The organism is Methanothrix harundinacea 6Ac, assembly GCF_000235565.1.
In the GTDB taxonomy this organism is placed as follows: domain Archaea; phylum Halobacteriota; class Methanosarcinia; order Methanotrichales; family Methanotrichaceae; genus Methanocrinis; species Methanocrinis harundinaceus.
The window spans coordinates 1-11,991 of sequence record NC_016637.1 but is presented as its reverse complement, the minus strand read 5'-3'; the positions used below and the strand labels follow the sequence as shown (position 1 = coordinate 11,991).

General features: G+C 54.0%; 17 protein-coding genes. 4 read left to right on the top strand and 13 right to left on the bottom strand.

Annotation, left to right across the window (positions count from 1 at the left end):
- Positions 1 to 5 precede the first annotated feature (5 nt).
- Both MHAR_RS12255 and MHAR_RS14000 read right to left on the bottom strand, forming a co-directional pair.
- On the bottom strand, positions 6 to 944 hold the full coding sequence (locus tag MHAR_RS12255) for a DNA-methyltransferase (protein ID WP_014271928.1): 939 nt from the start codon (positions 942 to 944) through the stop codon (positions 6 to 8).
- 5 nt (positions 945 to 949) lie between these two features.
- Positions 950 to 1,144 carry a hypothetical protein gene (locus tag MHAR_RS14000; protein WP_014271927.1) on the bottom strand — a complete coding sequence of 65 codons (195 nt, stop codon included), beginning with the start codon at positions 1,142 to 1,144 and terminating at the stop codon, positions 950 to 952.
- A 75-nt stretch (positions 1,145 to 1,219) separates the two neighbouring features.
- On the opposite strand from MHAR_RS14000, the gene MHAR_RS12245 reads away from it, so the two are divergent.
- Positions 1,220 to 1,831, top strand: a complete 612-nt coding sequence (locus MHAR_RS12245) for a hypothetical protein (protein WP_014271926.1) — start codon at positions 1,220 to 1,222, stop codon at positions 1,829 to 1,831.
- Positions 1,832 to 1,847: 16 nt separating this feature from the next.
- Here MHAR_RS12245 and MHAR_RS12240 read toward each other — a convergent pair whose 3' ends face one another.
- Together MHAR_RS12240 and MHAR_RS12235 are read right to left on the bottom strand one after the other, a co-directional pair.
- The gene (locus MHAR_RS12240; protein ID WP_048145150.1) at positions 1,848 to 2,270 is read right to left on the bottom strand and encodes a DUF1699 family protein; all 423 of its coding nucleotides are present in this window, start codon (positions 2,268 to 2,270) and stop codon (positions 1,848 to 1,850) included.
- Positions 2,267 to 2,947 (bottom strand): thermonuclease family protein, encoded by a 681-nt coding sequence (locus MHAR_RS12235; RefSeq protein WP_048145148.1) that lies wholly within the window; start codon positions 2,945 to 2,947, stop codon positions 2,267 to 2,269. The genes MHAR_RS12240 and MHAR_RS12235 overlap by 4 nt, the downstream gene beginning before the upstream one ends.
- Positions 2,948 to 3,109: 162 nt before the next feature.
- Here MHAR_RS12235 and MHAR_RS13835 point away from each other — a divergent pair, with 162 nt between their 5' ends.
- The 3 genes from MHAR_RS13835 (at position 3,110) to MHAR_RS13110 (ending at position 4,582) form a co-directional block, all read left to right on the top strand.
- Positions 3,110 to 3,277: a hypothetical protein gene (locus MHAR_RS13835; RefSeq protein WP_187287876.1), complete on the top strand. Its 168-nt coding sequence runs from the start codon at positions 3,110 to 3,112 to the stop codon at positions 3,275 to 3,277.
- A 125-nt stretch (positions 3,278 to 3,402) separates the two neighbouring features.
- Entirely contained in the window at positions 3,403 to 3,792 is a 390-nt protein-coding gene (locus MHAR_RS12230; protein WP_143763568.1) for a hypothetical protein, read from the top strand.
- Between the two features lie 370 nt (positions 3,793 to 4,162).
- Positions 4,163 to 4,582, top strand: a complete 420-nt coding sequence (locus MHAR_RS13110; protein ID WP_014271922.1) for a hypothetical protein — start codon at positions 4,163 to 4,165, stop codon at positions 4,580 to 4,582.
- Positions 4,583 to 4,613: 31 nt separating this feature from the next.
- On the opposite strand, the gene MHAR_RS12225 is transcribed toward MHAR_RS13110, so the two are convergent.
- The 9 genes from MHAR_RS12225 to MHAR_RS13825 form a co-directional block, all read right to left on the bottom strand.
- Entirely contained in the window at positions 4,614 to 5,126 is a 513-nt protein-coding gene (locus tag MHAR_RS12225) for a ribbon-helix-helix domain-containing protein (RefSeq protein ID WP_014271921.1), read from the bottom strand.
- 184 nt (positions 5,127 to 5,310) lie between these two features.
- Positions 5,311 to 5,508, bottom strand: coding sequence for a hypothetical protein (locus tag MHAR_RS12220; RefSeq protein WP_048145144.1), 198 nt, complete (start codon positions 5,506 to 5,508; stop codon positions 5,311 to 5,313).
- Positions 5,498 to 5,689 carry a hypothetical protein gene (locus tag MHAR_RS12215; protein ID WP_014271919.1) on the bottom strand — a complete coding sequence of 64 codons (192 nt, stop codon included), beginning with the start codon at positions 5,687 to 5,689 and terminating at the stop codon, positions 5,498 to 5,500. Before MHAR_RS12215 ends, MHAR_RS12220 begins: the two co-directional genes overlap by 11 nt.
- A complete protein-coding gene (locus MHAR_RS12210; RefSeq protein ID WP_143763566.1) occupies positions 5,673 to 5,981 on the bottom strand; it encodes a hypothetical protein in 309 nt (102 codons plus the stop codon). Before MHAR_RS12210 ends, MHAR_RS12215 begins: the two co-directional genes overlap by 17 nt.
- Entirely contained in the window at positions 5,968 to 6,141 is a 174-nt protein-coding gene (locus MHAR_RS13830) for a hypothetical protein (protein WP_014271917.1), read from the bottom strand. Before MHAR_RS13830 ends, MHAR_RS12210 begins: the two co-directional genes overlap by 14 nt.
- Positions 6,138 to 6,341, bottom strand: coding sequence for a hypothetical protein (locus tag MHAR_RS12205; RefSeq protein WP_048145139.1), 204 nt, complete (start codon positions 6,339 to 6,341; stop codon positions 6,138 to 6,140). The genes MHAR_RS13830 and MHAR_RS12205 overlap by 4 nt, the downstream gene beginning before the upstream one ends.
- 93 nt (positions 6,342 to 6,434) lie before the next feature.
- Positions 6,435 to 6,617 carry a hypothetical protein gene (locus tag MHAR_RS13520; protein WP_143763564.1) on the bottom strand — a complete coding sequence of 61 codons (183 nt, stop codon included), beginning with the start codon at positions 6,615 to 6,617 and terminating at the stop codon, positions 6,435 to 6,437.
- A 392-nt stretch (positions 6,618 to 7,009) separates the two neighbouring features.
- A complete protein-coding gene (locus tag MHAR_RS12690; protein ID WP_014271915.1) occupies positions 7,010 to 10,384 on the bottom strand; it encodes a hypothetical protein in 3,375 nt (1,124 codons plus the stop codon).
- 1 nt (position 10,385) lies between these two features.
- On the bottom strand, positions 10,386 to 10,532 hold the full coding sequence (locus MHAR_RS13825; RefSeq protein WP_014271914.1) for a hypothetical protein: 147 nt from the start codon (positions 10,530 to 10,532) through the stop codon (positions 10,386 to 10,388).
- Positions 10,533 to 11,991 lie beyond the last annotated feature (1,459 nt).

Sequence of the window (11,991 nt, the reverse complement as noted above, 5' to 3'; positions counted from 1 at the left end):
TAGAGTCATTTATAGACTCTAGGGAACCTAAATTCCGACCCCATAAGGTACTCTTCGACAGTATCTATGGCAATCCATTTTCGCTTACTATTCTCCGCCACGAACCCAGTTACGTTGCTACCACAGAAGGGGTCCATAACTATATCCCCTGGTTCCGTTAGGAAGTCAACGAAGAATTGAGGTAGATCCTTTGGAAACCTGGCAGGATGAGGCTTCATGCCACATTCTTTGCATTTCTTCAAATAGGGACTGCTAGAATCGGTGTTCCCTACTTGTAACACATTGGGGGGGATTGCCCCGTTATTGTCCCTTCTGAATTTGGATGTGATGTTATGACCGGATGGTCTCTTTTTGGCTACATACCCCTTTTCAATGATCCTCTGCATGTCCTTACTATATGGCTGAAGGACACTTCGATTATCAGCTTTAGGATAGGGGCTCTTGGAGAACCAAAGCACCAATTCTACCGAGTCCTTAACTCTGATCCGCCTGACTGTAACCCATTCAGCCGGTGATGGGAGCTTTGCAGGATTATACCAGTAGAATTCTTGAGCCAGGTGGAAGACTTTAGCTAACTCTATAATCAATTCAAAATGATATGTAGACCGGGTAGGTACTCCCTTATTCCATGACCCGCCGATATTAATTACGAGACTTCCGTCGTCTTTTAAGACCCTGTGGAATTCTTGAGCAAAGCCCATGAACCATTTTACATAATCTTGAGCATCAACGTTCCCATACTCCTTTTTGAATACAAGGGCATAGGGCGGGGAAGTAACTATCAAATTAAGTGTGGAGTCCGGTATTTCACTCATTATGTCTAGGGCCTCTCCTAGATAAGCCGAGCCGTATTCCGTGAAATAGTAGGGCTTAGCTGATATGATGCTCTTAAACGGGTTCTCAAGTCCTAAGTCCAATAGCGGCATGGTGTCATATGTGGGCATTGCAGTTACCTCGAAGGCAGAGGATTGCTCATTTTGGCCTTCGCATTGGTAGAGATGATCGATTTCTCTGAAAGCCACGCTAGAACTATATTCCTTACGATCTCAGCATCCCCATCTCCGAGATCGCCCCGGAATTTCTCAATTAGGGCCCATTGCTCCACTGTGAATACAACCTGCACTCTCTTTCGCTTCAAGGACATTTACTCCCTCTGTATCTTTAAAGGCTCTTTCAAGACACAATCAAGATAGGTCTGCATTATATTAGCACTTTTCCATTGGCAATTACTGAAGTGATTGCATTGGCTCATGAATTAGAGGATCTTCTAAATGCCCCCGCTAGCGACATAATGGAAGCAATACTGAAGGGTTTTAGGGCACAGGTAGATGTTAAGGGTAAGCTTGCAGAGTTATACCTATACCGCTATTTGGAAGGTTTAGAGAATCAAGGGACCATTCAGAGCTTGGAATGGAGAGATAAAGACGGCCACCCCGACTTCGCCTTTGAGTCAAAAGGAAAGAGCTACCAAATGGAGTGTAAGAATCTAAGGAATGAGGTTTACAAGAAACCGGAATTTAGCTACAAGGTAGAGATTCAAAGAACCAGGAATTCAAAGGATGGAAGCAATACCCGAAGCTACCGTGCTGATTACTTTGACATACTAGCGGTTTGTACCTTTAATCAAACCGACAAATGGGATTTCATGTTCATCAGGGCGGATGACCTTGAAATAGTGAAAGACAACCCTGAGTTACTCAAAATAATGCAGAGAGTACCTACCAAGATTACCAATCCTTGGAAAAAGGACTTGATCGATGTTCTAAATAGCTTTGGTGAAGAGTGGTCTTCCAAGAGCGGTAATCGGTCTCCTCTCCAAAGAACATTGTAAATCCTATCGATCAGAATCATCGAAGAGGCGACGGCCTAAGCCCTCGAATCCAAGATGAACCCCACCAGCCCCGGCGAGACCCCCGCCTCCTCAGCCACTTTCGCCACGATCTCCCCGGAGTCCAGCCCTCTGCCCGGAGCTCCCCCGCCCTCTGGAGGATCAGGCCGTCATCTATGGTGATGTATTCGGCCCGATCCGTCCTATAACCCTGAATGGAGCCCTCGAAAATCCTAACCCCCAGGACCTCCAGAAGGATCAAGGACCGACCCCCCATATTCGCAAGCCGTGATGGGGGAACCTGGATACCCTCTAATTTGGGGCATTTTTTTGCCAGCTCCAGGAGAGCGGAGGTAGTGAGGGGGAAAGACACATGGACCACCCTCTCTTTTGGATCAAGCCTGGATATCTCCTTACTGGAGTTGATGATTCGGATCTTCATGGTGGGTTGCACACCCCACAGGGGATGTATCCCGCCGCCCTGGCCTCCTCAGAGCTGGCAAACCAGATCTCATTTTCAGGGAGGATCTTCTCCGCCCACCTGCATGAGGGATAATGGTACTTATCCGACTTCGTAGAGCCCACAAACTGCCCCTCTGTGGTCGTCGTCGCGGTCTCGTTAACCTCGTCTGGTTCGGGCTCGGTCGTCGCGTTCCCCCACCACGCCGCCGGGTCGAATTCGTTGTTGGTGAAGTTCTTAACCACGGCGAAGCCAGCATCTACCAGCATCCGATTGAAGGGGTGGCTGGTGTTGATCGTCCCGTTGAGGTCCTCCAAGTAGACCACGGCAAGAAGCCGGTTATAGGGGTCTCGCCCATCCCCAGACGTGTTATCGATGTCCAGCCAGACCCTTTGGCCCAACAGGGTATCGGTGGCGAAAACCTTCGCCGGCTCCCCCTCTGGCGTGCTCATCTCCGGGGAGTCCACGTCAGCCAGCCTCACCCGCTCGATTTCATAGATGATCCGGGGGTCGGTCTTATCGATTCGAAGGTCGAAGGTGTCGCCGTCTACGACGTTGGTAACTATCCCGCTCGCCTCGTCGGGTGCCGCCGCCGCCAGGATAGGCATAAGTGAAGCCAGGACCAGCAGGGCCAAAATTGGATTCAGTCTCGTTATCATCCGCTCCTCTGTGGTGGGAAACTATCGTAGTCACCAAAAAATGTTTCGGTTTTGGTTAAATCTCGGAGCGGTCACATAACTACTCAATACCGCTTGAATGCGTCAGTTTTCAGATACCAAAGTACCAAAAACGTTATAAATTTATAAGTCAACAACTATATCATGACCGTGAAAACCACGGTAACGATGACCGACAGGACCGCCGCTGCTTTGCGATTTTATATAGGCAAAGAAGGTCTCGGGATGCGTGCACAAAGTCAGGTCATCGAGACCGCCCTAAAGGACTTCCTTCGAGATAGAGGGATCGACGTTGAAAAATATGGTGATTAAGGGGTCTCGCCTGCTAGAACGAGACCACCCCGAGACGACCACCCCCACCCAAAGGAGCAATCGCTATGGATAAAGTAGACTTAGAAGGATATCAGTTTTTCGCATCGCCCTCTGACCGCGCCCTTATGTCCGAGATCCTCGCCCGCCTCGCCGCGGTGGAGGAGGAGAACCGCCAGCTTAGGCAGGAGGTCGAAGCCCTCCGGCGGGACCACGCCGACCACAGGGAGACGGTGGGGAGGGAGATAGCCTCCGACCGCCGCCGGATAACCGCCCTGGAGACCCCGGCCCCGGCCCTCCGAGAGAAGACCGCCGAAGACCACGTTAACCGCCTCTTTTCTGAAATGAGACGGCTTAATATCCGCCAGACCACAGCCAAAGACGCCGCCCGCCTTCTCGGAGTCAGCAAGCCGCTTATCGATAAGCTAAAGCCGTATCTGGCGACCGACCCCCGCTTTTTGATCCTCCGAGACCCCCACCATAAGCAGCGTCACCTTATCAGATTAGCGGGAACGTGAAACCGCGTAATTACGTGGTTATGGTTTTGCGGATGGATTGATAGCTGCTAAAATCCGGCCCGTCGGAGGTGACGATCTTCCGACAAAATGGGATATGGATTAGACTGGAATAGGAATATGAATAAGTCAAGGGTATATAAAGAGAAGAAATAATCCGTATCAAGCCATGATTTTCAGAGAACCGCAACCGCGTAATTACGTGGTTTATCCCCGCCCCTCTTCTTTCAGAAAATCGAATCTCACTGGCGTTCCAAGTCGCCACGGCCCGTAGTTATGTGACTATCATCACCTTTTCATTTACTAGATAGTCACATAACTAAATGGGGTGGTACACAATAACCTTATAAGCTGCCTTAATAAATCTTAGGTCATGAATGGTAAAATTTTCGCCGTATTTTTAGTGATGCTGTTGGTAACAACGCCAAGCTTGGCTAGGTTTCCTCAGCCAGAAGATGGTGTTTGGGTCGTCACACAAACGCAATCGGGTCTCGCTACAGTTACAACAGTCTATCAAGGCAACATAACAGAAATTAAGGATGGGTTACTATGTCTCAACTGCACCGGAGACCTGCCTGGGTTTGAGTGGGTGGCTAAGTTCATGACGCAGTACGACGATACATATGAGTATTTCTATTTAACTCCTATAAAGAATAATACATTAGGTATTGAGATCATTCCACCTGTGAATATTTGTATCGGAACGGCTAGCGTTGTTGCTTTGGTTTGGGCAGATGAATGTAGACCTGTGATGGAGGGAGATCCTGAATATTACCCCTATGGGTCAAATTAACCTCCCTTTTTATTTGTTCTTGTTAGTCTTATCACTTCTCCAGCTCGCCACTATCCAGGCAGTCTTTGATGTACTGCTGGACGGTCCGGTCTTTGTACCCCACCTGCCGAGCTATGTTCTGTCGGTTCCGCTCCCCGGCTTGCCAGATCTTTTTGATCTTCTCTTGTGTCGCCAGGTCCTCGGATAGTCTCTGAATGGTTGGTTTAGCCTCCGGTTCAACCTTGGGTTCGGCGGCATTAATAGGCAGGAGGGTATCTTTTCTAGCTGTCTGTATATCTCGTTTAGCGGTGGTTTGTATAGCTTGTATAGCTGGTTGAGCTATCTCCAGCCTTCGGACACGTTTCTCCAGGTCCTCGACCTTCGCGAAGAGGGGCATAGATGACCTCTCCGTGGTCTCGTCTCTCCACAGCTCCCCGTCGAAATACCGTTTCAGGGCATCCCTCACTAGCTCGGCCCGGTCCCTTCCGGTTTCTTTGGCTACATCCTGGAGGGTCTGGATAAGCTCTTCGGGAAGCCTGACGTTATACTGCCTCAAGCTCTCCATATTAGCTCTATAGCTATCTCTAGCGCTATAAGCTATACGGTATAGCGTATATCAGTGATATCTCCACAGCTAGAAAGGATATCAAGGGGTATAATCATCCACCCTCACCAGAGAACCGGCCTTAAAATCGATCTGAGAGATCATTATTTTCGGTGAATAAAATTAATCTTCATCAGGCTGGCCTTCAGCCCCCCGCGCCCTCTTCTATCAACGCCTCATGAATTTGTCTCAGCAACGGCTCTGGCGTGTTGCTAAAATCGGGCAATTCGTCGGGCTCCAAACTCAGCAGGTCATCCTCGGTCATGATCGGCCGCGCCTTCGGCGGGGGGTGGGGGATCTCCGCCTCCAGGCCTGCAAGCCTCCGCTCCAGTTTAGCTATCATCCCTCCCCGCCCCCGCCCCGAAGTTGAAGAGCACAGCTTCAAGTTCTGGATCCATCGGCGGTCTCTCCTCGCCCTCTTCGCGGTTTGCCAGCCAGACCACGTAGTCCCGTAGGGTCTGGATCGTCGCCGGCCCCCTCTCAGCTTCAAGGGCTCTAATCCGCCGTTCAATGCCCGCCTTCATCGATCATCCCGCCCCGCGCCATCATGATCTGGATGCACAGATCTTTAACCATCGCCGCCGCCTGGCCATGCCCCTCAGTCTCGGCTCTGGACCACAGATCCGCCTCTCGCTGGAGGTCGTCGGGTATCACGCCGCCCTCGTCTTGGATCGTCATCAGCCGGAAGGCCAGAGAGAGTCCGCTCCCCTCCAGCCACGCCCGCCGCCCCGCCCCGTCGGTGGTGGGGGTCATGCCCCCATGGGCGCTCTCCTCCAGGTCCTCAAGCCGCGACCTCAAACTCTCAAATCGTGTCATAGTCCTTCCAGATCTCCGCCGCCTGCCTCTCCAGGGCTTCGAAGGCGCTCTCGCCGGGGAGGGCGCCCACCGCAGAGAGGAACCCGTCCTCGTCGTTATCGACCCATGGGGGATCGGGCTCAAGCCGGTCCAGCCGCCTCAGCAAATAGCCGTATCTCATTTTCTCTCGTCCTTCGCCTCTTCCAGTGCCGAAAGTCGCCGCTCGATGTCTGCGAGCTTCTCCAGCTCGAAGGCCTTCAGCCAGACCCCCATTAACTGAGCGATCCGGCCCGAATACTCGAGTTCTCGCCCCTCTTGAAATGCCGTAGACGTGATCCGTTGGCAAACCCTACGGACGTCTTTGGGCTCCCTTAGGGTCACTCCCCGCGTCTTTTTAGGCTTATTATTCTCGGTCGTTTATAGTCCTCCTCGTATCGAAATGCTTCCTAACCCCCCTGGGGTGTCGTCGGATAGTCACCGCCCTGCCTCCTCCAGCTCATCGCAGATCGACCGCGCCCGCTCCAGGATGGACACAAGCTCCTCAAAGACGGCATCGGCTTCATGGTAGAGGGCCTCCAGCTCCTCGCCCAAATCTGAGGGTTTGGCTGTCAGGTCATCGCCTCCAGTTGTAGCCGGCATTTCTCTCAGCCGTGGCATCAGAGCTCAGATCGCCTCTTCCGTCTCGCCGGCCCCCTTTGTTGAAACAACGCCAGCAGACCAGCCCGAAGCCTAAGAGCTCCAGCCCGCCGCCGTTCAAGGGCTGGCCACATCGAGCACACTTCCGCCCCTGGTATCCGGTCAGAGAGAGCCGGGAAACGTCGGCCTCGTCGGGATCCTCCAGAGCTCGAAGTCTCGGAGATCTGGCGCCCTTCTCGAAAGAGAAGAGATCGGCTTGGAGGATCATGGGATCACCCCGTTGTAACGGTTGACAACGTGACAAAAAGTGACAGGATTTGACAACGGCCCTTTTCGTGGTGTCGGATCCCCGGTGACTCTCGACGGTGGACAGATGGACAGAATGTGGACAAAATTGGGCATTGATAGGGTGATCATGCCCTCACCCCAGGCCCGTAGATCACAGAAAAGCCGATCTTTCGCCTATCCCATCCGTAGGCGATCACCGCCAGGTCCAGCTGCCTGGTAGCCGTCCCCAACGTCCCCCCCACCTTCGCCACGTACCTCTCTGGCGTGATCTCGCCTGATTCGTCGAGGAGGTCTTTGAGGGCAGGCTCGGAGAGGGAGGGCCTCTCCCCCGGCGTATCTTTTTTTGTGGCGGAAAGCTCCTTTTTTGGCCGATCACTTTCGGCTGAGCTCCGCCCCTTCGGTTCTGGTGTTCGGCCGTGCTCCAGGCGCTCAGCCTCTCTTCTGGCGGTCTCCTCCAGGTTGTCGGCTATGCTCTGGTAGGCCTCGGGCCCGGAGTCTCCAGCCATCGCCTCCGTATCGCCTCCATGTACTCCATGTACTCCACCAAAACCGTCATCCTGTGGCTGTGGAGGCGATGGAGGCGGTGATTTTCTATCTTTACCCTCTCCCTTTTCTCTCTCTTTTCCTCTCTCCCTCTTCTCTATATTTTCATCCAGGGTCAAAGTTAGGGGGTGACCGCCTCCATGTACTCCATGTACTCCGTCGCCGTCGCCCGCTGGCGGTCCGTCTGGAGGCGGTACGCGGGGGGCGGAGGCGGTACTATCCTTCTCGGAGGCGGTATGCCGTTTTATCTCGATTAGTCTTACTTTCCGGTGGCCCGTCTTGAACTCCACCTCAATGCCGATAGCCCGCAACGCTGGGATAATCCGCCTGAGCTTGTTTCCGGCCCCTTTCGCCGTCTTCGGCCACCCGGCGGGCATGCTGCTGGCGGTAATATTCGACCGCGCCTCCAGGATCGACAGAAGTCCCCCGGCGGTATCGGTGACGCCTTTTTCAGGGTCGGGGAGTCCATCGACAAATTCCATCAGGGAGACGGCGAACATGTCGTTTTCTATGAGGGCAACTTTTGATTCGTTTTGATTCGTCTCGAAAGCCGCCAGGAACTCGCCAGGCTTCCAGCCTAGCGCCCCCTCACAGGCAACCACCCACTCGGCAAAATCGGCCATTCTCGGCTTAGATTCAAGCCGGACGTTGGGGAGCTCTCGCAGGCCGGAGGAGATCACACCGAGAACCGCCCCCAGTACCCCCGGCCGGATCCGCTCCACCTCGGCCAAAATCTCTTTTTCAGTCCTCCGGTCCTCGGCCTCGATACGGGGGAGATGGAGGAGGATCGCCCTATCCAAGAGGTCCCCCCTCGTCGTCAACGCATCGATCCCGTTAAGGATAACCGGCCGCTGGATATCAAAAAGGGCCTCTTCGGAGTCGGTATAAAGCTCTCTTGTGGACATCCCGCCGCCGGTACTCATAACGCAAATCGCATCACCAAGCCAGGGAGGGAGCCCGCTTAAGTTATCGTAGTTTTGAAGCCACGAATTAGACCCGGCGATCATCATTTCATGCTCATTTCGTGGTGGGCGCCGGAGAGGGGACTTATTAGGATCGACCACAGCCCGAAGGATCCTTCCAAGCCAGGACTTACCGGACCCCTGCTCCCCGTCCACTATTAAGACCGGATAGGGGCCCGTCGGCTTGAACGCTTGAACCAGCCACGCCCGAACCAGCACCCACGGCGCCCCCTTCGGGACATTCAGAACCAGCCGGAGGTCTTCAAGATCGCCGTTACTCTCCGGATCAGGTAGTGATGTGATCCCCTTCGACCGCCTGAACTTCACCGGGACGGCCTCGGAGGATATCACCCTCCACCCGGCGGAGTCGATCTCTACCGCTCGCCAGTCGTCGCCGCCAAGGTCAAGATAGAACTTATCGCCGTACTCAGCAAATCGGACGAATACCGGGAACGTTTCGCCCTTGAACGTCGCCTCCCCCTCCAGGACGGCGAGGGCATCCGCCACCGCGGAACCCTTCGGCGCCTTCCCCTCTGCATGGTAGAGAAGGCCACTCAGCCAGGTTTTAACGGCCTTTGATTTGAGGGGGTGGTTCTCGATATGACCTCCCCCGTTCGGGACGGTGGCGAAGGCCTCCCCCTCCGGAGACTTCCAGAACGACGCCCCGGAGGCGAGGGCGAGGTCTACAATCCGGGTAGCCATAGACGGGCCCCGGCCTCCCTTCTCGTCGTCGCCGTCCTCGTCGTCGATCCTTTTAAGGTCAGTCAGAAGAGCCGCCTTCAATGCCCCTTTGATCCCGGCCCGCTTCAGTAGGGCCTCGGCCCCGACAGCATCACGCCGCCGGTATGCCGCCAGCGCCCGCTTAACGTCGGGATCCGCCGCCCACCCGTCGGGATCCTCCGAAAGCTTCTCCTCCAGGGTCTCCAAAAGGTCCCGGGCCTCTTCGGTGGAGCTCTCCCCCCGGCCCCGGTCCTCGTCGGGGATCCGCCCCCGGCTCCGGGCATAATCGAGGGTCTGGAGGAACCTCTCCCCCCGGAGAGCCCCGGATCTCGCCTCGGAGCAATCGATGATCCGGCCTTCCACCGCCAGCCATAGGGCAGGACCGCCGCCGGTATCATGTCGCCCGCACCACCACGAATTTTTAGCGGGACTGACGACGAGATTATGACCCGTCTCCGACCCATGGATAGGATGCTCTCCGAAGAACTGGCCGCCCGACTCCTTGAAGCCCGTTACGTCGATCACGTCCAAGATCGACACGTCGCCGAAGGGGTCCTTATCCGTCGTCGTCGGCGGTCTCTTCTTAGTCAGCCCTTCCAGCTTTGCCCGGTCGGTATCCGTTTTCGCCTCCAGGACCGGAGAGAGGATCCTCAGCAACTCGTCCCCGTTGATGGTGGCGAGAGGGCGTTCCTCCAGGACCTCCACCACGGCCCCGGAGGGATGCAGACTCCCCGGCCCGACTACCTGAAAGCCTCCAGTCCCCCGGAGGTCTCCCAGGACCTCGCCCGTCTCAGGGTCCCGGAGGAGATGCCTTCCTTCCAGGTCGGATAGATAGTGAAAATGCCGCCTCTCAGGGATCGGCTCGCCGTCCTCCCCCCGCCGCCCCGCTTCCATGGTGGGGGGGAGGAGGGAGAGGTCCACCAACTCAGCCAGACGAGGGAGGTTATCCGCGTCCAACGTCGCCAGCCCCGCCCCGTTCGGCCCGGTCCCGTTGAAGATCCCATAGTTCCCGCCCCGCTGGAGATGCTGGAGGAGGGTCGGGTCGTCTACCCCGTAGTTCGTCAGCTTAGAAGGCTCGCCGGCCTGGAGCCTCTTCGATTTCGATCTATCCCCGCCGGCGGCCGCCAGTTCCTCAGCATATCGCCTTCGGGCATCCTCCAGAGTCAGGCTATCCCAGAAGAATTCAAAGGGCTTCTTCAAGCCCTCGCCGGAGGAGCCGAGCTTAACGAACCGGAACCCCTCGGCTTGGAATTGAGGAGGGATGGATAATCCCATCTCACCACCACCCCGGCCGGTCGTGATCCGCTTCTATTCTGGCGGCTATTTCACGATCTGGCGCCTCGATACGGCCCTTTGAGGTGAATAAACCGCTCTCCTTTCTCTGATTTAGGAAAGGCTTAAATTGCTTTAGAACAACTTTCATCTACGATATCTCCATGAGTAGCGTCTCGGAGTGTCGCCCGTCGTGTCGTCGCCGCGTGGTTTGCCCCCGCGCGGCCCTTAACATCATTTTCATTATGTAGCGCCCTCTTTTTCCATCAACAAGTCAATACAGGCTCGGCCAACTTCCGCCAGCCCTACACCGTTTTCCCATGCGCACTTTTCTAAAAATTTGCGCTGTTCTGATGTGCACCTAAAGCATACGTCGTATTCGTAACGCCGTTTTGATTTATAGGAGGTCATCATGTAATGAAGTATGCGCTCACACCATATTAAAGCTCTTATGGCGGGGCGAATGTATGACAGACGGTCAGACGTACCGCCATGCATCGACGTCTTGTAGCATCTTGCAGCGTCTTGCAGCATAATATGGTTTAATATGGCTTAGTACGACTTAACATGTAGATAACAGTCTATTAATAGTATCTATCGAACTTTGCTCGAACTTTGCTCGAACTTTGCTCGAACTTTGCTCGAACTTTGCTCGAACTTTGCTCGAACGCTCCTCCCCGGCCGGAGGAGTGACCGCCTTCCTCCACCCCCCCCCCTGATACATTGATACAGGATTGATACAACACCACTCACCGACATGGACAGATGGACAAAGAATGGACATCGAAATTGCAAAGTTGCAACGGAATTGCGAAATTGACAGGGATGTAAAGATTGACAGAACTTATAGGGATCTTACAACGGATTACATTTTCACATTTTTATATATCGTGTCTAAATGTCTATGGTTTGTCTAAGCTCGTCTAATATTATTAAATCGACCAAATGTATATTATAAACAGTATCTGAATTAAATTACGCCCCCCTCACCGCCCCCATTCATCACGATTTCTTTATGAGGTTTGAACCTGAACCTCTTTAGACTGTCGCCCTCCTCCCCCTCATGGGGGAGGGTATCATTTTGAAAACACGGCTATTCCATGCACTATGAGAATAGCCCCCTCTCGTCGCGTAAACGTATACTTCACGGGAAAATAATCTATTCATAAGATAGGGCTTATAATAATCATCGCAAAACCAGCGTCTAGCGCCGTTGTAATGAGGGTCGAAAAAGCCGAAAATCCATATATACCATTATCATCTTTTTGAATCTGTAAAGCCTATTTTCACGTACATTTTGTATCGAAAAACGAAACCCTTTTCAAAAGTAGTTATGTGACTATCTGGCATATTTAGATGGAGGAGAGTCACATAACTAACGTGGGAGGGAGAAGGGAGGCGGGGAGAAGATCTCCGAGACCACCGACACGGCCAGACCGACGCCACCAGAGCCCCGCCTGTGGAGGATCGCCGGCCCAGAGATAGTCCTGGACCTCCGGGGAGAGACCCTCCAGAAGCCACGGAGAGATTTTTAAATTGAGATCGAATAAAAAGAGAGATGAGAAGGTGGAGGGCGGGGGGATATTTTAGATCTCGATCGATTAGGATTG